At 75.2% G+C, this 17,904-nt stretch carries 17 protein-coding genes; 6 read left to right on the top strand and 11 right to left on the bottom strand.

Features of this window, described 5'->3' with window-relative positions; translation table 11 throughout:
• Positions 1-106 precede the first annotated feature (106 nt).
• Entirely contained in the window at positions 107-589 is a 483-nt protein-coding gene (locus FJR00_RS08545; protein ID WP_181409554.1) for an SAV_6107 family HEPN domain-containing protein, read from the bottom strand.
• 91 nt (positions 590-680) lie between these two features.
• Entirely contained in the window at positions 681-1,043 is a 363-nt protein-coding gene (locus tag FJR00_RS08540) for a DUF6504 family protein (RefSeq protein ID WP_083664263.1), read from the bottom strand.
• Between the two features lie 328 nt (positions 1,044-1,371).
• Here FJR00_RS08540 and FJR00_RS08535 point away from each other — a divergent pair, with 328 nt between their 5' ends.
• Entirely contained in the window at positions 1,372-2,463 is a 1,092-nt protein-coding gene (locus FJR00_RS08535) for a polyprenyl synthetase family protein (protein ID WP_237770255.1), read from the top strand.
• A 30-nt stretch (positions 2,464-2,493) separates the two neighbouring features.
• Here the strand turns inward: FJR00_RS08535 and FJR00_RS08530 are convergent, their stop codons facing one another.
• Complete coding sequence (locus FJR00_RS08530; RefSeq protein WP_075958919.1) at positions 2,494-2,856, bottom strand: Rv2175c family DNA-binding protein; 363 nt, start codon at positions 2,854-2,856, stop codon at positions 2,494-2,496.
• A 167-nt stretch (positions 2,857-3,023) separates the two neighbouring features.
• On the opposite strand from FJR00_RS08530, the gene FJR00_RS08525 reads away from it, so the two are divergent.
• Positions 3,024-4,316 carry a LysM peptidoglycan-binding domain-containing protein gene (locus FJR00_RS08525; protein WP_181409553.1) on the top strand — a complete coding sequence of 431 codons (1,293 nt, stop codon included), beginning with the start codon at positions 3,024-3,026 and terminating at the stop codon, positions 4,314-4,316.
• A 52-nt stretch (positions 4,317-4,368) separates the two neighbouring features.
• Positions 4,369-6,414, top strand: coding sequence for a Stk1 family PASTA domain-containing Ser/Thr kinase (pknB, locus tag FJR00_RS08520; protein WP_075958917.1), 2,046 nt, complete (start codon positions 4,369-4,371; stop codon positions 6,412-6,414).
• A gap of 3 nt (positions 6,415-6,417) precedes the next feature.
• On the opposite strand, the gene FJR00_RS08515 is transcribed toward pknB, so the two are convergent.
• From FJR00_RS08515 to FJR00_RS08500, 4 genes are read right to left on the bottom strand one after another with little or no spacing between them, the layout of a single operon-like run.
• Positions 6,418-7,017: a molybdopterin-dependent oxidoreductase gene (locus FJR00_RS08515; RefSeq protein ID WP_238330396.1), complete on the bottom strand. Its 600-nt coding sequence runs from the start codon at positions 7,015-7,017 to the stop codon at positions 6,418-6,420.
• 14 nt (positions 7,018-7,031) lie between these two features.
• The gene (locus tag FJR00_RS08510; protein WP_141338341.1) at positions 7,032-8,093 is read right to left on the bottom strand and encodes a threonine aldolase family protein; all 1,062 of its coding nucleotides are present in this window, start codon (positions 8,091-8,093) and stop codon (positions 7,032-7,034) included.
• A complete protein-coding gene (locus FJR00_RS08505) occupies positions 8,094-9,467 on the bottom strand; it encodes a class II 3-deoxy-7-phosphoheptulonate synthase (RefSeq protein WP_141338340.1) in 1,374 nt (457 codons plus the stop codon).
• Positions 9,468-9,502: 35 nt separating this feature from the next.
• On the bottom strand, positions 9,503-10,330 hold the full coding sequence (locus FJR00_RS08500) for a lysophospholipid acyltransferase family protein (protein ID WP_141338339.1): 828 nt from the start codon (positions 10,328-10,330) through the stop codon (positions 9,503-9,505).
• A gap of 97 nt (positions 10,331-10,427) precedes the next feature.
• On the opposite strand from FJR00_RS08500, the gene FJR00_RS08495 reads away from it, so the two are divergent.
• Complete coding sequence (locus FJR00_RS08495) at positions 10,428-10,943, top strand: hypothetical protein (protein WP_141338338.1); 516 nt, start codon at positions 10,428-10,430, stop codon at positions 10,941-10,943.
• Between the two features lie 7 nt (positions 10,944-10,950).
• On the opposite strand, the gene FJR00_RS08490 is transcribed toward FJR00_RS08495, so the two are convergent.
• From FJR00_RS08490 to FJR00_RS08480, 3 genes are all read right to left on the bottom strand, one after another.
• A complete protein-coding gene (locus FJR00_RS08490; RefSeq protein ID WP_181409552.1) occupies positions 10,951-11,652 on the bottom strand; it encodes an endonuclease/exonuclease/phosphatase family protein in 702 nt (233 codons plus the stop codon).
• Positions 11,653-11,734: 82 nt separating this feature from the next.
• Complete coding sequence (locus tag FJR00_RS08485) at positions 11,735-12,748, bottom strand: ROK family glucokinase (protein ID WP_141338336.1); 1,014 nt, start codon at positions 12,746-12,748, stop codon at positions 11,735-11,737.
• The gene (locus tag FJR00_RS08480; protein ID WP_141338335.1) at positions 12,745-13,707 is read right to left on the bottom strand and encodes an ROK family glucokinase; all 963 of its coding nucleotides are present in this window, start codon (positions 13,705-13,707) and stop codon (positions 12,745-12,747) included. Before FJR00_RS08480 ends, FJR00_RS08485 begins: the two co-directional genes overlap by 4 nt.
• A gap of 137 nt (positions 13,708-13,844) precedes the next feature.
• On the opposite strand from FJR00_RS08480, the gene FJR00_RS08475 reads away from it, so the two are divergent.
• Entirely contained in the window at positions 13,845-15,653 is a 1,809-nt protein-coding gene (locus FJR00_RS08475) for an AMP-dependent synthetase/ligase (RefSeq protein ID WP_141338334.1), read from the top strand.
• A 57-nt stretch (positions 15,654-15,710) separates the two neighbouring features.
• Here the strand turns inward: FJR00_RS08475 and FJR00_RS08470 are convergent, their stop codons facing one another.
• Positions 15,711-16,010 (bottom strand): hypothetical protein, encoded by a 300-nt coding sequence (locus FJR00_RS08470; protein WP_141338333.1) that lies wholly within the window; start codon positions 16,008-16,010, stop codon positions 15,711-15,713.
• Positions 16,011-16,115: 105 nt separating this feature from the next.
• On the opposite strand from FJR00_RS08470, the gene FJR00_RS08465 reads away from it, so the two are divergent.
• Positions 16,116-17,870 (top strand): DEDD exonuclease domain-containing protein, encoded by a 1,755-nt coding sequence (locus tag FJR00_RS08465; RefSeq protein ID WP_141338332.1) that lies wholly within the window; start codon positions 16,116-16,118, stop codon positions 17,868-17,870.
• Positions 17,871-17,904: the final 34 nt, after the last annotated feature.

Genomic DNA, 17,904 nt, shown 5'->3' with positions numbered 1-17,904 from the left:
GATCACGGGTCCTGTCACGGGAAGGGGTGGGACGCACCGGCACGGGGGCCGGGAAGTGTCTGCGGGCCCGGCCGGCCAGACGAGGCTCGGCCGGGCCGGACGGGGCTCAGCTCGGCCGGACGGGGCTCAGCTCGGCCGGCAGCGGCAGGCCGCACGGCAGGTGCAGGCTGGCCCGGACCAGCTCCAGGAACCGCTCGCCGGAACGGACCAGGTCGTCGGCGTCGCGCGCGGTCACCACGTCGGCACCGCGCTCCAGCGCCAGCCGCCGGCGGCCGGACCCGGCGAAGAAGACGGCCCACTCGGTCAGCTCCGGCGCCACCGTGGGCAGCACCTCCCACACGCTGCGCGGCCTGGCCCGCCGGCTCGGCGCGCTGCGGGCCGCCAGCAGGGCCGCCCCCGCCCGCAGCGCGGCCAGGTGGGCCTGGGTGTAGCGCTCGGACGCCGTGCCGCTGTGGCAGGCCAGCAGCAGCCCGCCACGGGCCCGGTCCAGCAGGTCCAGCACGGTGCCGGCGGTGCCGGTCGGCCCGTCCGGCTCCGGGGAAGGTCCTCGGACGGTCTCGCTGGTGGTGCCGATGGTGGTGGTGCTCATGGTGTTCTCCTCGTCTCGTCGTCGCCGTGGGGTGGTGCTCGTCGTGTCGTCGTCGTGCTCGTCGTCGTGGTGCTCGTCGTCGTGGGCGCCGTCAGTCGCTGACCCGTTCCAGCCGCCACCGCTCGTCCTGCACCAGGTCGTAGACCCCCTGCCCGAGGGTCCGGCCGGCCGAGGCCTCCACCCGCCACACCTGCTGCTCGAGGACCTCCGCGGACGGTCCGCCCGAGACCCCCTCCTCCTGCCGGCGCCACCACGGCACCCGCTGCGTCCACTGGGCCAGGACGCCGCGCACCACGTGGACCCGGCCCTGCCACAGGAACGTCGTCGGGACGTGCGTCGGGCCCCCGTCCGGGCCGGTCAGCGTCCCCCGGCGCCACCCCGGCTCGAGCCGGACCCGGTGCTCCTCCGGGTCGCCCAGCCTGACCTCGACCTGGTCCTGGTACCACCTGCTCATCGACCTACCTCCGCCCATGTGTTCGAACCCGTGTTCGATACGGACAAATGTACGAGCCAGCACCGACAAGCTCAACCCCTCCGGTGCCCGCCCCGGACGATCCCCAGGTGGGAGGCGCACCACCGGTCCGACCGACCGACCCGTCCGGTCCCCTGTGGACGAAGGACCCGGGCCGGACCCCCGGTCCGGGCAGGATGGCCACCGGCCCGGGCCAGGGGCGGGGATGGCCCGGGCCGACGGGGGCCGTCCGGGGCCGGGCACCCCCGCGCCACCCGTTAGGCTCGTCGGGACGGACGGACCCCCGGTCCCCGAGCTGAGGAGATCACCCGTGGCGCACGCCCACCCGTTGGACGGCGTCGACCTGCGGCCCCGTGTGCAGCGGGCCCTGGACGACCACCTCGCGCACCAACGGGAGGTGCTGGCCGAGCTCGGCGCACCCATGGGCCCGCTGGTGGACGCGGTCGCCGACCTGCTCGCCGGCGGGAAGCGGCTGCGGGCGGCCTTCCTCTACTGGGGCTGGCGCGCCGCGGGGCGTCCTGACGACGAGGCCGCGGTCCGGGCCGCGAGCTCGATGGAGGTCTTCCAGGCGGCCGCGCTCCTGCACGACGACGTCATGGACAACAGCGACCGACGCCGGGGACGACCCACCGCCCACCGCGCCTTCGCCACCCAGCACCGCGGGCAGGCCTGGAACGGCGACCCCGAGCGGTTCGGCCACGCCGCCGCGATCCTCGCCGGCGACCTGTGCCTGAACTGGACCGACGAGCTCTTCTCCACGAGTGGCCTGCCCGTCGACGCCCTGACCCGGGCCCGCCCCGAGTTCGACCGGATGCGGACCCAGCTCATGGGCGGCCAGTTCCTCGACATGCTCGAGGCCGTGGTGGGGTGGGCCGACCTGGGCTACGCCGAACGGGTCGAACGCTCCCGCACGGTCATCCGCTACAAGAGCGCCCGCTACTCGGTGCAGCAGCCCCTGCTCGTCGGCGCCCGCGCGGGGGACGCCGGCCCCGGGCTCCTGGCCGCGCTCGCCGAGTACGGCGCCCAGCTGGGCGAGGCCTTCCAGCTGCGGGACGACGTCCTGGGCGTCTTCGGCGACCCCGGGCACACCGGCAAGCCCGCGGGGGACGACCTGCGGGAGGGCAAGCACACCGTGCTCGTGGCGCACGCGCTGGAGCTGGCCGACGAACCGGGGGCCGAGCTGCTCGCCGCCAGCCTGGGCGACCCCGACCTCGACGAGGCCACGGTCGAGGCCTGCCGGCGGGTGCTGCGCGACAGCGGCGCCCTCGCCCGCACCGAGGAGATGATCGACGCCGCCGCGCGGGCCTCCCTGGAGGCCCTGGGGTCGGCGCCCGACCTGGACGACGTCGCCGCGGCGGCCCTGGCCGAGCTGGTCGTCATCTGCACCGACCGGCACCTCTGAGCCCGGGCCGGGCCGGTCGCCCCCTCCTGGCTAGAAGGCTTCCTCCTGGGCCCGACGCCGGACCTCGGTCTTGGCCCCGGCGTGCAGCGAGGCGACCGGGCTGCCGCCGGGCAGGCTGTCGTCGGGCCGGTGCAGCCACCCGATGATCTCCTCGTCGCTCATCCCGCCGTCGGCGAGCACGGTGATCGTGCCCCGCAGCGGGCCCAGGGGACCGTCGTCGTCGAGGAAGCCGGCGGGGACCATGACGGCGTTGTTCGGCCCCCTGCGCAGCCCGATCAGCTCACGGTCCTGCAGCCAGCGCCGCACGGTGAGCAGGGGAGCGCCCGTCCGCTCCATGATCTCGGGGACGCTGAGCCAGTCGTCGGTCGGAATTACATCGGTGCCATTTACCACATCTTCTAGTCAATCACATGGATCGACACGCCGTCAGGGTGGTGCGGCGTCCCGGAAGCGAGTACTGTCCCTCGTGCCTCAGTGTTCACGGTCCTTCCCCTGGGTCCCTGCACACCCTGTGGCACCGGTCGTCCCACCCGCACTCCCCTGTCCCGGAGGTCTCCCCCGTGAGCCCGCTCTTCGCCGCCATGCCACCTGCCGACCTGCCGGCCATGGCCTACGCCCCCACCGCCCTGCACACCTCCGAGCTGACCACGGCGACAACGACCAGGACCACCTACACCGTGCGCTCGGGCGACACGGTCTACGGCATCGCCGCCCGGCACGGCGTCAGCCCGGAAGCGGTCGTGCGGGCCAACGGGCTGAGCCAGGGCGGCCGGTGGATCCTGCCCGGGGCCACCCTGGTCATCCCGCGCGAGGGGGCCGCGGTGCCGGCACCGGCTCCGGCGCGGAGCACCCCCCGGGCCGCCTCCGGCACGGTGACGGTCCGCTCCGGGGACACCCTGTCGCAGATCGCCCTGCGTCACGGGACCACCGTCGAGGCGCTCGTGTCGGCCAACAGCATCACCAACTCCCGGCTCATCTACCCCGGCCAGGTCCTCACCCTGCCGGGTTCCTCGACGGCACGGACCTCGACCTCGAGCACCGCCGACCGTCCCAAGCCGTCGCCGAAGACGTCGTCCCCCACCACGTCGGCCCCGAAGGCGTCGTCCTCCTCGGCCGGCGGCACGGTGACCGTGCGCGCCGGCGACACCCTGTGGGGCATCGCCCACCGCAACGGCACCACGGCCTCCGCCCTGGCCGGGGCCAACGGCATCTCCAGCTCGGCCTTCATCCACCCCGGACAGACGCTGCGCCTGCCCGGCACCGGGGGTTCCGGCCAGGCCGCCCCCGCTCCCGCCCCCTCCGCCCCGAAGAAGGCCGCTCCCACCCGGGCCTACGACGAGAGCTCGGTCGGCGACTACCGCAAGGGCGAGAAGGTCGAGGACACCTTCCTGCACTACCGCTACAGCGACGGGGTGGCCCGGTCCGCCGCGGCCAACCGGGACTACCTCGCCGGAGTCGAGGTGCCCTCCGCGGCCCAGATCAAGGCGTTGATCACCGAGACCAGCCGCCGGCACGGCGTCGACCCCACGCTCATGCTGGCGCTGTCCTACCAGGAGTCGGGCTGGAACCAGCGGGCCGTCTCGCCCGCCAACGCCATCGGCGCCATGCAGGTCATCCCCAGCTCGGGCGAGTGGGCCAGCTCCCTCATCGGGCGCGAGCTGAACCTGCTCGACCCGGAGGACAACGTCGAGGCCGGGGTGGTCATCATGCGCACGCTGCTGCGCGCGGCCGACACCCGCGAGGACGCCATCGGCGGCTACTACCAGGGCCTGGCCAGCGTCCGCGAGCACGGCCTGTTCCCCGACACCGAGCAGTACGTGCGCAACATCACCGCCCTCATGAAGCGCATCTGAGCCCCGGCCCGACCTCCCACGGTCGGGGCCTCGTGCTCCGTACAGTGGCGACGTGAGCACGTCCACCGACCACGACCACGTCCTCGGACGGGTCGTCGACGCCCGCTACCGGGTGGAGGACGTGCTCGCCACGGGCGGGATGGCCACCGTCTACCGGGCCCGCGACCTGCGCCTGGACCGCCCGGTCGCGCTCAAGGTCATGCGCCCCGACCTGGCGGCCGACGAGCAGTTCGTCGGCCGGTTCGTCGTGGAGGCCCGCACCGCCGCCCGGCTCTCCCACCCGCACGTGGTCCCGGTCTACGACCAGGGCCGGGACGACGGCGTCGTCTTCCTGGCGATGGAGCTGGTGGAGGGCCGGACCCTGCGCGACGTCATCGACGAGCACGCGCCGCTGTCCCTGCGGGCCGCGCTCCGCCTGGTCGAGCCCGTCGTCCAGGCGCTGGCCGCCGCCCACGAGGAGGGCCTCGTCCACCGGGACGTCAAGCCTGAGAACGTCCTCCTCGGCCGCGGCGGCACGGTCAAGGTGGCCGACTTCGGCCTCGCCCGGCTGGACGTGGCCGACGCAAGGACCACCGAGGTGCTCTGGGGCACGGCCGCCTACCTCGCCCCGGAGCAGGTCGAGCACGGGCGCGCCGACGCCCGCACCGACGTGTATGCCGTGGGTCTGCTCCTCCTCGAGCTGCTCACCGGCCGCAAGGCCTTCCCCGGCCAGGACCCCCTGCGGGTGGCCTACGAGCACGTGCACGTCGGCGCCCCCCGCCTGCGCGACCTCGTGCCCTCGGCCCCGGCCTCCGTGGAAGACCTCCTCCTGCGTGCCTCGGCGACCGAGCCGGCCGACCGGCCGCCCGACGCCGGCTGGCTGCTCACCGAGCTGCGCTCGCTGCGCCGGAGCCTGTCGGACGAGGAGCTCGACGCCGTCCCGGCGCTGCCGCCCTCCCCGCCCGACGCCACCGTCCCGGTCGCCGTCCGCGCCGCGTCGGGCCCTCCCGGGACCGGCCGCACGCCGACGGACCCGGCGGACGCGACCCAGGTCATGGGTCTGCAGCCGGCGGACGCGACCCGGCAGATCACCGGGGCGCCCGAGGGCCACTACGCCCGGACCCGCGGCAACCGTGCCCCCAGGCCCGCCCGTCGCGGCGCCCGCGGCACCGACCGGGGCGCGACGGCATACCCTCCGACGGCCGGGACCGACCGGAGGCGGCGGCGGGGAGGGGCCGCCGCCTGGGTGCTCGCGCTGCTGCTCCTCGTGCTGGGTGCCGGCGGGGCGTACGGCTTCTGGTACCTCACCGAGGGGCCGGCCGTGCACTCGGCGATGCCGACCGTCGTCGGGCTGACCGAGGACGAGGCCCGCGCCGCGCTGGACGCGCGCCAGCTGGACCCGGTGGTGGAGCGCGACTTCTCCGAGGAGGTGCCCGCCGGGACCGTCGTCTCGGCCGACGCCGCCCCCGGCAGCGAGCTGCGGCACGGCACCGACGTGCGGCTCGTGGTCTCCCAGGGCCCGGAGAGGTATGCCGTGCCGCGCCTGGTCGGGCTGACCGTGGACGAGGCGACGCAGGCGCTGGAGGAGGCCAGTCTGCAGCTCGGCGGGCGCACCGGCCGGTTCGACGAGACGGTCCCGGCGGGGACGGTCCTGGCCTCCGACCCCGACGTGGGCACGCAGCAGCCGCCCGGGACCGCCGTGGCCGTCGTCGTCTCCGACGGCCCCGCGCCGGTCGACGTCCCCGACGTGACCGGGCGGACCGAGCAGGAGGCCCGGGACGCGCTCACCGGCGCCGGGCTCCTCGTCGAGGTCTCCCCCGACCGCGTCTTCGACGACGAGGTGCCCGAGGGCGCGGTCGTCAGCCAGTCGCCCGGCCCGGCGCAGGTCGAGCGGGGCACGACCGTGCGGCTGGTCCTCTCCCAGGGCCCCGAGCTGGTCGAGGTGCCCGACGTCGTGGGCCGGCAGTTCTCCACGGCGGAGGAGGAGCTGACCGGGCTGGGGCTGACGGTCGTGCGCGAGGACGTGCGCGGCGGGTTCTTCGGCACCGTCCGCGAGCAGTCCGTCGAGCCGGGCACCGAGGTGGCCCCGGGGACCGAGGTCGTGCTCGCCGTCGTGTGAGCCTCAGCCCTGGTGGGCCCAGCGCTCCTCGAGGGCCACCCGGCCGCGGGGGTGCCAGCCCCGGGCCTCCCAGTAGCCCTGCTGCGCCGTGTGGTGGTAGCTGATCTCGGCGATCCACTTCGGCGCCTTGAACCCGTAGAGGTGCGGGAGCACGACCCGCGCGGGCCAGCCGTGCTCACGGGTCAGCGGCTGCCCGTCGACGTGCGTGGCGAGCAGGGCGTCGGGGGCCAGCAGGTCCTCCAGGAGGACGGCCGAGGAGTAGCCGCGGGAGGCCGCCAGCAGCACGTGGTGGGCGCCCTCCTCCGGCGGTGCGGCCGCCACGACGTCGGCCAGCCGGACGCCGCCCCATCGCAGGCCGGTCACGCTGTGCCGGTCGACGCAGTGCAGCGCGGCGGCCACCTCGACGAACTTCATCTGTGCCAGCATGCCCCGGTCCAGGACGGTCAGACCCCCGTCGGCGGTGGCACCGCGCACGGTCAGCCGCCAGCGTTCCCCGTCGACCTGGGGGACCTTGCCGTAGTGCGAGGCCAGCCAGCGACCAGCCGGCCGCTGGCCGGGCGGCAGGTCGGGCCACGGTCCCGCACCCGTGCCGTCCCCCGTCACCCTGGACCCTCCGCTCAGGCCGGCCCGCGGCGCAGCAGCCCGGCCAGGACGTCCACCGCGGCGTCGGTCGTCGGGTCGTCGACGTCCAGGTGCCAGACGTAGCGTGCGTGCCGCGGCCCGGTCGGGTAGCCCAGCACGCCGGCCTCGCCGGCCGCGGCGACCAGGCCGGGGCCGGTCCAGCCGGCGGCGCCGACGTCCAGGACGAGGATGTTGGTCTCGACCGTGCCCGGCTGGACCGTGCCGGGGGCCGCCTGGGCCAGCGCCTCGGCGGCCCGGCGGGTGCGGGCGTGGTCCTCGGCGAGCCGCTCGACGTGGTGCTCCAGGGCGTGCAGCCCGGCGGCCGCGAGGATGCCGACCTGGCGCATGCCCCCGCCCAGACGCTTGCGCCATACCCGGGCCTGCTGGATCCGCTCGGCGTCCGCGGCCAGGACCGACCCGACCGGTGCACCCAGCCCCTTGCTGAGGCACACCGAGACGGTGTCGGCGCACGCGCCGTAGTCCGACAGCGGCGTGCCGGTGGCCACGTGCGCGTTCCACAGCCGGGCGCCGTCGAGGTGGACGCCGACGCCGACCTCGGCGGTGGCCTCCCGCAGCCGCCGCATGTCGGCCAGCGGCTGGACGGTGCCGCCGCCGAAGTTGTGCGTGTTCTCCACGACGACGCAGGCGGTGCTGACCTGGTAGGCGCCCCCGTCGGGGACCATGACCGACAGCGCGGTGTCGACGTCGAGCAGCCCGCGGTCGGCCACCCAGCTGCGGGTGGTGATGCCGGAGAACGCCGCGGCGGCGCCCAGCTCGGCGCGCAGCACGTGCGCCAGGGAGTCGGTGACCACCTCCTGGCCGGGGCCGGCGTGCAGCCGCAGGCCGACCTGGTTGGCCATCGAGCCGGTGGGCATGAAGAGCGCGGCCTCGTGGCCGAGCAGCTCGGCGACCCGGGCCTCCAGCCGGGCGACCGTGGGGTCCTCGCCGTAGACGTCGTCGCCCACCTCCGCGTCCACCATCGCCGCGCGCATGGCGGGGGTGGGCCGGGTGAGGGTGTCCGAGCGCAGGTCGGCGACGACGGGGGTGGGGGCGGCCATCTAGTGGACGCCCCGCTCGAGCATCTCGGCGACGACGAAGGCCAGCTCCAGGCTCTGCTGGTGGTTCAGCCGCGGGTCGCACAGCGTCTCGTAGCGCAGGCCCAGGTCGTCCAGGTCGACGGGGTGGACCCCGCCGACGCACTCGGTGACGTCGTTGCCGGTGAGCTCGACGTGGATGCCGCCGGGGTGGGTGCCGGCCTCGGCGTGCGCGGCGAAGAAGCCGCGCACCTCCTCCACGACGTCCTCGAACCGACGGGTCTTGTGCCCGCTGGGGGAGGTGAAGGTGTTGCCGTGCATCGGGTCGCACACCCAGCTGACCCGGTGGGCCTCCTCGCCGAGGGAGGTGAGCAGGGCCGGCAGCACGTCGCGGATCTGGTCCGCGCCCATCCGGGTGATGAAGGTCAGCCGGCCGGGGGTGCGCTCGGGGTCGATCTTGTCCATGAGGGCCAGCACGGTGTCGCGGTCGGCCGTCGGGCCGAGCTTGACCCCGACCGGGTTCTGCACCCGGGAGACGAAGTCGATGTGCGCACCGTCGAGGTCACGGGTGCGCTCGCCGACCCAGACGAAGTGGCTGGCGGTGTCGTAGAGCAGCCCGGTGCGGTGGTCGCGGCGCACCATCGGCCGCTCGTAGTCCAGCACCAGCGCCTCGTGGGCGGAGAAGAACTCCACCCGGCGCATCTCCTCGGCGTCGGCGACGCCGGAGGCCTCCAGGAAGCGGACGGCCCGGTCGATCTGGTGGGCCATCTGCTCGTAGCGCTTCTGCGCGGGGCCCTGGATGAAGCCCTTGTTCCAGGCGTGCACGCTGCGCAGGTCGGCGAACCCGCCGCTGGTGAAGCCGCGCACGAGGTTCAGCGTTGCCGAGCTGGCGTGGTAGGCCCGCAGCAGCCGGTCGGCGTCGTGGCGCCGCGCCTCGGGGGTGAACTCGAAGCCGTTGACCATGTCGCCCCGGTAGGCCGGCAGGGTGACCCCGCCGCGGGTCTCGTCGTCCCGGCTGCGCGGCTTGGCGAACTGCCCGGCCATCCGGCCGACCTTGACGATGGGCGTCCCGGCGCCGTAGGTGAGCACGACCGCCATCTGCAGGATCGTCTTGATGCGGTCGCGGATGTTGGGGCCGGTGACGTCGGCCAGGGTCTCGGCGCAGTCGCCGCCCTGCAGGGTGAAGGCCCGGCCCGCGGCGACGGCGGCCATCCGCTCCCGCAGCAGGTCCGCCTCGCCGGCGAACACCAGCGGCGGATAGGTCCCCAGCACCGAGAGGACGTGCGCGAGCTCGGCCGGGTCGTAGCTGGGCTGCTGCTTGGCCGGGAGGTCGGGCCAGTCGATGGCGGCCCCGGGGGCCGCGGTCAGGCCGGTGGTGTCGGTGCTCACCCGCACCATGGTAGGAGACGCGGGGAGGTGGGTATGACGTCGCGTCAGGCGGGTGGCTGCTCGTCGTCGTGCCGGGGCCGGCGGGCGGAGAGGCCCTCGCGGGCCCGGTCGGCGGCCTCGGTGAGCCCGGCGCGGGCCCGCTCCCGGGCCTGCTCGATGTTCTCCCGGGCGTGCTCCAGGCCGCCGCGGGCGCGGTCGGCGAGGCGCTTCTTGACGGCGGAGGCGTACTCGTCGACGTAGTCCTGCCCGGAGAGCCGCTGCAGCTCGCGCATGACGTCGTCGGTGATCTCGCGCAGGGCCTCGTGGTTCTCGGTCTGGCCGGCGTACTGGGGGTAGTGCAGCGGCCGGCCGATCCGGATGCCCACCTGGACGACGTTGGGGATCCGCTGGCCGGTCGGCTGGGCCTTGTCGGTGTCGATCATCGCGCAGGGCACGATCGGGACGTCGGCGGCGACCGCGAGCCGGGCCATCCCGGTCTTGCCGCGGTAGAGCCGACCGTCGGGGGACCGGGTGCCCTCGGGGTAGATGCCGAACAGCTCCCCCCGGCGCAGCACCTCCAGCCCCTTCTCCAGGGCCACGAGGGAGGCCTTGCCGCCGGAGCGGTCGATCGGGATCTGGCCGGTGGCAGTGAAGAACTGCCGGGTCAGCCAGCCCTTGACCCCCCGGCCGGTGAAGTACTCCTGCTTGGCCGGGAAGGTGACCCGGCGCTCGACCATGAGCGGCAGGAAGATGGAGTCGGAGAAGGACAGGTGGTTGCTGGCCAGGATCGCACCGCCGGTGGCGGGGATGTTCTCCCGGCCCTCGACCCAGGGGCGGAAGACGACCCGCACCGCAGGGCCGACGACGATGTGCTTGAGGATCCAGTAGATCACGGTGCTCTTCTCCTGCCGACGGTCAGCGCACGCACTCTACCGGTGAGCGGGCACCGTGCGAGGATGAGCACGTGCTCCCGACCGTCAGCAGGCGCCCGTGACCGACCCCGGCCACCCGCCCGAGCCCGAGGGGCCCGACGACGTCGACCGGCGCTTCCGCGAGATCGTCGCCGGCCTGGGCACGGACCTGCCCGAGGGACCGGCCCGGCCCGAGCCGCCGCCGACGGGCCGCTTCGGACCGCCGGACCGGGTCAACCCGCCCCCGTCGCAGGTCCCGCCCCGCCCCCGGCCCCCACGTCGGGGCGTGCCGGAGGCCGGGGGGCCGCCCGAGGGCATGGCGACCGACTTCCGGTCCTACTCCCCGCCGGAGGAGGACGACCACTTCGTGCCGCCGCCCGTCCCGCCGCTGCCGGTCGGCGACCTGCACTTCTGGGCGATCCTCGTGGGCCTGGTCGGCGGCCCGCTCCTCGTGGTGCTCTCCGCGGTGGTCCCGGTGCTGGACACCCGGTGGGCCGGTCCGGGCGCGGCGCTGACGGTGGCCGGGTTCGTGCTGCTCGTGCTGCGTCAGCCCCGGGACCGGGGTCCCGGCGGCGACTGGGGCGCCCAGGTCTAGCGGCGTCTCAGAACGTCAGGTCGACCCAGACCGGCAGGTGGTCGGTGGCCTGCTCCAGCGGTGCGTCCGCCACGAGCCGGGGGTCCCCGGGGACGGCCGTGCGGTGGCCGCGGGCGAAGATCGCGTCGATGCGCCGGTGCGGCTTCTGCGCCGGGAACGTGGGCCGGTCGTCGCTGACCTCGGTCAGCGCCCCGGACAGCACCCCCCAGGCGCGCCCGTCCGCCTCCTCGTTGACGTCGCCGCCGACCACGAGCGGCCCGCCGGCCAGGTCGGGCGCCGCCGCCAGCTCGGACAGGACCGTGCGGACGTGGTCGACCCGCTGGTCCTCCTTGAGGGAGAGGTGGACCGAGACGACGGTGACCGGCTCCAGCCCGACCGCCTGGACCCTGGCGACCGTCCAGCTGCGGGGATTCTCCCCCAGACCCACGCGCAGGCGGCGGTCCTGAGAGTCGGTCGCGCGCACCCGCAGGCTGGTCATCATGCCGGTGCCGCTGACCAGCCGGGTGCGCCCCGACCACAGCAGCCCGGTCCGGCGGGCGAACGCGCTGATCGCGTAGTCCGACCCGGGGTAGCGCGGCACCTCCTGCAGCAGCAGCACATCGGGGTCGACGGCGCGGACGACGGCGGCGGCCGCCCTGGCGTCGTCCTTGAGGCCGCGCAGGTTGTAGCTGGCCACGCGCAGGCCGGCGCGCTCGGTGTTCTCGGGCATGGTGCCCATTCTCCGGTATGCCTTCGCGCGCCCGGGCGCCCACCCTGCCCCGGGTGCCCGGGCAGGGGCCCAGGAAGGGCGCTCAGGCAGGGATCGTCGAGGCGCGGGCCAGGTCGGCGGCCCCGACCAGGCCGGCGCCCACGCCCAGCTCGGCGGCCAGCACGGGCGGCACCGGCCGGTGGCCGCGGCCGACGAGGCGGCGGGCCAGGGTCTCCCGGGCGGGGCGCAGCAGCAGGTCCCCGGCCTCGCTGGCCCCGCCGCCGACGACGACCGTGCCGGGGTCGAGCGCGGCGACGAGGTTGGCCAGGCCGGTCCCCAGCCACCGGCCCACGTCGGCGAGCAGCTCGGCGGCCACCCGGTCCCCCGCCAGGGCGGCCGCGGTCACGTCCTCGCCCTGCAGCCGGTCGAGGTCGCCGCCGCACCGCTCCGTCACGGCGTCCAGGTCGGGGGCCCCGGCGGCGAGCAGGTCCAGCGCCTCGCGGCGCAGCACCGCGCCGGAGGCGTACTGCTCCCAGCAGCCCCGGTTGCCGCACTCGCAGGGTCGACCGTCGGGGACCAGGACCATGTGGCCGAACTCCCCCGCCAGCCCGTGCCGTCCCCGGTCCAGCCGGCCCTCCCGCACGAGCGCACCGCCGATGCCGGTGCCCAGGGTCACCACGAGCAGGTGGCTCTCCCCGCGGCCGGCGCCGAACCGGTGCTCGGCCCAGGCCGCCGCGTTGGCGTCGTTGTCCACGACCACGGGGCGGTCCAGCCGGGCGCGCAGCCGGTCCTGCAGCGGCTCGTCGCGCCAGGACAGGTGCGGGGCGAAGACGACCCGCCCGGCGTCCGCCGCGACGAACCCGGCCGCACCGACACCGACCGCGACGACCTCCCGGCCGGCGGCGGCCGGGGACCGGAGCAGCTCCTCGACGGCCGCCACGACCGCGTCCTCGACCACGCGGGCCGCGGTCGTGCGGTCGGGGGTGTCGTGCCGCACCTGGGTCACGACCCGGCCGGCCGGGTCGACCAGGCCGGCCTTGATCCGGGTGCCGCCGACGTCGACCCCGACCGCGAGCGCGTCCCCGTCGGGCCGTGGCCCGGCGGCCCCGCCGGTCACGTCCCGGCGGCGGCCAGGTCGGCCGCGCCGATCATGCCGGCGGCGTTGCCCAGCTCGGCGCGCACGATCGGGATGATCTCCCGGTGCCCCCGGCCGGTGAGGTGCCGGCCGAAGGCGTTGCGGGCCGGCTCGAGCACCAGGTCGCCCGCGGCGCTGACCCCGCCGCCGACGACGATGAGCGCCGGGTCGAGCACGGCGGCCAGGCTGGCCGCACCCTCACCGGTCCACCGGCCGACGTCCTCGAGCAGCTCGGTGGCGGCCGGGTCGCCCTCCTGGGCGACCTCGGTGACCAGCTGCCCGGTGAGCCGGGCGGGGTCGCCGCCGCACCGGTCCGAGAGGGTGCCGGCGTGCGGCGAGCCCCCGGCGACGAGGGCCCGGGCCTCGCGCACGAGGGCGCTGCCGGAGGCATACATCTCGAAGCAGCCCTTGTTGCCGCACCCGCACCGGTGCCCGTCGGGGACCACCCGCAGGTGACCCACCTCGGCCGCCATGCCGTGGGCCCCGCGCATGAGCACCGAGTCGACGATGATGCCGCCCCCGACCCCGGTCCCCAGGGTGAGCAGGAGCATGTCGTCGACGTCCCGGGCCGCGCCGAACCGGAACTCCCCCCAGGCGGCCGCGTTGGCGTCGTTCTCGATGACCACGGGCAGGCCGACGAGGTCCTCGAGGCGGGCCTTGAGGGGTTCGTCGCGCCAGGCCAGGTTGGGGGCGAAGACGACCGTCTCCCCCGCCTGGTCGATGAAGCCGGCGCAGGCGGCGCCCAGCGCGGCCACGCTCCCGCCGTCCGCGGCGACCGCCCGGTGCAGCTCCTCGGTGACGTCGGCGACCGCGCGGGCGATGAGGTCGGGGTCCTGGGCGGGGGTCTCCCGCCGCGCCTGGTGCAGCACCCGGCCCTGTCCGTCGACGGCGCTCGCCGCGATCTTGGTCCCGCCGATGTCCACTCCGACGCAGATGCCCAACGCCCGTCCCTCTCCTCGTCCGGTCCTTGTGCGGTCCTCGTCGCAGCCTATGCCGTGTGCTGCCCGGGACGCCTCCGGGGCGCGAGTAGGGTGGGCCGCGCACCTCCCCCGACCCCGTTGCGACGAGGAGCCCGCCCGTGCAGGACGTCACCGTCCCCCCGCTCATCCCGCCCACGACCGAGGGCAGCATCTCCACGTATGCCGTGGAGTGGGCCGAGCGCGAGCCCTCGCGGGTGATGATGAGCCGGCCCGGGCCGGACGGCTGGGACGAGGTGACCGCCGCGCAGTTCCGCTCCGACGTCGACGGGCTGGCCCGGGGCCTGGTGGCCGCCGGCATCGAGACCGGCGACCGCGTCGCCGTGATGAGCCGCACCCGCTACGAGTGGACCCTCGTCGACTTCGCGCTGTGGAGCGTGGGCGCCGTGCCGGTGCCGGTCTACGAGACCAGCTCGCGGGACCAGGTCGAGTGGATCGTCCAGGACTCCGGCGCGGTGGCGATGATCGTCGAGGACCAGCACCTGCTCGGCGTGGTCTCCTCGGTCCGGGAGTCCCTGCCCACGCTGCGCGACGTCTGGTGCATCGACGGCGGGTCGCTCGACGAGCTGGTCGCCGCCGGGCAGGACGTGCCGGTGGCGGAGGTCGAGCGGCGGCGGGCCGCGCTCGTGCGGGCGGACCTGGCCACGATCATCTACACGTCGGGGACCACCGGACGGCCCAAGGGCTGCGAGCTGACGCACGACAACTTCATGGGGCTGGCCGAGAACGCCGCGGAGCGCCTGGCGGTCGTCATCAAGGCGCCGGAGGCCTCGACCTTGCTGTTCCTGCCGTTGGCGCACGTCTTCGCCCGGTTCATCCAGGTGGTCTGCGTGCACGCCGGGGCCCGCCTGGGCCACACCCCCGACCCGAGGACGGTGCTGACGGACCTGGCCGGCTTCCGCCCCAGCTTCCTGCTGTCGGTGCCGCGGGTGTTCGAGAAGATCTACAACTCGGCCGAGCAGAAGGCCGAGGCCGGGGGCCGGGGGCGGATCTTCCGGTGGGCCGCCCGCGTGGCGCAGGACTACAGTCGGGCCCAGGACGGCGGCCGCGTGCCGGTGGCGCTGAAGGCCCAGCACGCCCTGGCCGACACGTTGGTCTACGGCAAGCTGCGCGCGGCGATGGGCGGCAAGGTGGACTACGCCATCTCCGGCGGGGCCGCGCTCGGGGAGCGGCTGGGGCACTTCTACCGCGGGATCGGCGTCCTGGTCCTCGAGGGCTACGGCCTGACCGAGACCACCGCCCCCGCCACGGTCAACACGCCCGACATGATCCGGATCGGCACCGTCGGGCGTCCCTTCCCAGGGGTGTCGGTGCGGATCGCCGACGACGGCGAGGTCCAGGTCAAGGGTGTCAACGTCATGCGTGGCTACCACGACGACCCGGAGGCGACGGCCGAGGTCCTGCGGGACGGCTGGTTCCGCACCGGCGACCTCGGGGAGCTGGACCAGGACGGCTTCCTGCGGATCACGGGGAGGACCAAGGAGCTGCTCGTCACCGCCGGCGGCAAGAACGTCTCGCCCGGCCCGCTCGAGGACCGGCTGCGGGCCTTCCCGCTCGTGTCGCAGTGCATGGTCGTGGGCGAGGGACGCCCGTTCGTGGCCGCCCTCATCACCCTCGACGAGGAGATGCTGCCCACCTGGGCGGCCGCGCACGGCCTGGACGGCCTCACGGTCGAGGACGCCCGCACCCACGAGGCGGTGCGCGCGGAGGTGCAGAAGGCCGTGGACGCGGCCAACGACACCGTCAGCCGGGCCGAGTCGATCCGCACCTTCACCATCCTCGGGGAGGACTTCACCGCCGAGAACGGCCTGCTCACCCCGTCGATGAAGCTCAAGCGCGGGCGCATCACCGACAAGCTGCAGGACGAGATCGACGCGCTCTACACCCGGTCGGCACCCCGGCGCGGCTGAGGTCAGGGCGGTCACGGCCCGGGCGGTCGCGGCCGGGACTGGTGCGGCCAGGACGGCTCAGCCGGCGGCCCAGCGGCGGTCGTCGACGAGCTCGGCCCGGGCCGCGGACGCCTCCTGCGGCGTGACGAGTCCTGCCCGGACGAACGCGCCGACGGCGGCCAGCTCGTCGCTGTCCAGCCGGACGCCACGGGGGCCGGGGTCGTCCGGGGCCATCGGGACGTCCTGGACCTCCTGGGCCTGCGGCGTGGTGACGGTGGGCGTCTGCAGCCACACGGCGCCCAGGACGGGGACGAAGCAGTCACCGCAGTGACGGCCCCGCACCGGGCAGGTCTGGCAGTCGATGGTGGTCGTGGTCATGTGGTCCACCTCCTCGTCCTCGACGCTAGGGGCGGGGTCCGACATACCCCGCTCCAGCGTGTCGGTGGAGGGGGTCTGTCGGAGCCGGCGTCTACGTTCGGGGACATGCAGATGGTGCAGGCGACGTTCGAGGACCTGGGGGTTCCCCTGGCCGACGTCACCTTCGTCGTCGTCGACCTGGAGACCACCGGGTCCTCCCCCGCGGGCTCCCAGATCACCGAGGTCGGCGCGGTGAAGGTGCGCGGCGGTGAGGTGCTGGGCGAGTTCCAGACGCTGGTGCGGCCCGCGTCCCCCATCCCGCCGTTCATCAGCGTCCTGACCGGCATCACCAACACCATGGTGGCCGACGCGCCCCCGATCCGCACCGTGCTGCCGCAGTTCCTCCAGTTCGCCGCCGGCTCGGTCCTCGTGGCCCACAACGCCGGCTTCGACGTCTCCTTCCTCAAGGCGGCGGCCGCCGAGACCGGGCACCCCTGGCCGGGCTTCGCGGTGATCGACACCGTCCGCCTGGCCAGGCAGCTGGTCCACAAGGACGAGGCGCCCAACCACAAGCTGGCCAGCCTGGCCAGGCTGTTCGGCGCCGCCACGACGCCCGACCACCGTGCCCTCCACGACGCCCGCGCCACCGTCGACGTGCTCCACGGGCTCATCGAGCGCGTGGGCAACCTGGGCGTGCACACCCTGGAGGAGCTGCAGTCCTACAGCTCCCGGGTCAGCACCGCGCAGCGGCGCAAGCGCTTCCTCGCCGAGGCGATGCCGTCGGCACCCGGGGTGTACGTCTTCCGGGACGCCCGCGGCGAGCCGCTCTACGTGGGGACGGCCTCGGACCTGCGCCGGCGCACCCTGACCTACTTCACCGCGTCCGAGACGCGCCGCCGGATGGCCGAGATGGTCGGGCTGGCCGAGTCGATTACCCCGATCGTGTGCGCCACCCGGCTCGAGGCGCAGGTGCGCGAGCTGCGCCTCATCGCCGAGCACAAGCCCCGCTACAACCGGCGGTCCCGGCACCCGGAGAAGGCGATGTGGGTCAAGCTGACCGCCGAGCCCTTCCCCCGCCTGTCCATCGTCCGGACGGTGCGGGCCGACGACGCCCACTACGCCGGGCCCTTCACCAGCCGACGGACGGCCGAGGCGGCCGTGACGGCCGTGCACGAGGTGGTGCCGCTGCGGCAGTGCACCGCACGGCTCGCCGCCCGCGCCGCCCAGACGTCGGCGTGCGTGCTCTTCGAGATGGGCCGCTGCGGCGGGCCGTGCGTGGGCGCCCAGTCGGTCGAGGACTACGCCGAGGTCGTCCGCCGGGCCGGCGAGGCGCTCACCGGCAGCTGCCGGGACGTGATGGGCTCGTTGCGGGCGCGGCTGGACGCCCTGGCGGAGCAGGAACGCTTCGAGGAGGCCGGGACCCTCCGCGACCGGATGATGGCGCTGGTCAGGGCCGCGGCGCGGGCCCAACGACTGCGACCGCTGACCCAGACGGCCGAGCTGGTCGCAGCCCGCCCCCGCGACGGCGGGGGCTGGGAGGTGGTGTGCGTGCGGCACGGCCGTCTGGCGGGCACCACGACCACCCCCGCCGGGGCCGACCCGATGCCCTACGTCGAGGCCCTGCGACAGACCGCCGAGGTGGTGAGCGGACCGGGGGCGCTGCCGGAGGAGAGCGAGCTGGTGCTCGGCTGGCTGGAGAAGCCGGGGACCCGCCTGATCGATCTGCAGGGGACGTGGACGTGCCCCGTCGACGGAGCCGGCGCCTCCCGGGCCGAGCTGGAGCCGCAGGCCAGCTCCTGGGGCGACCCGGACCACCTCGACCCGGCCCCGGGGCGGCCGTGGGACCGCCCGGCCGGGGCGGTGGCCGGCGTCCCGGGCTGAACGGGCCGGTCGGACCCTCCGGCGCTCAGGCCGG

Source organism: Ornithinimicrobium kibberense (assembly GCF_006519705.1).
Classification (GTDB): domain Bacteria; phylum Actinomycetota; class Actinomycetes; order Actinomycetales; family Dermatophilaceae; genus Ornithinicoccus; species Ornithinicoccus kibberensis.
This window is presented reverse-complemented; position numbering and strand designations above follow the sequence as displayed.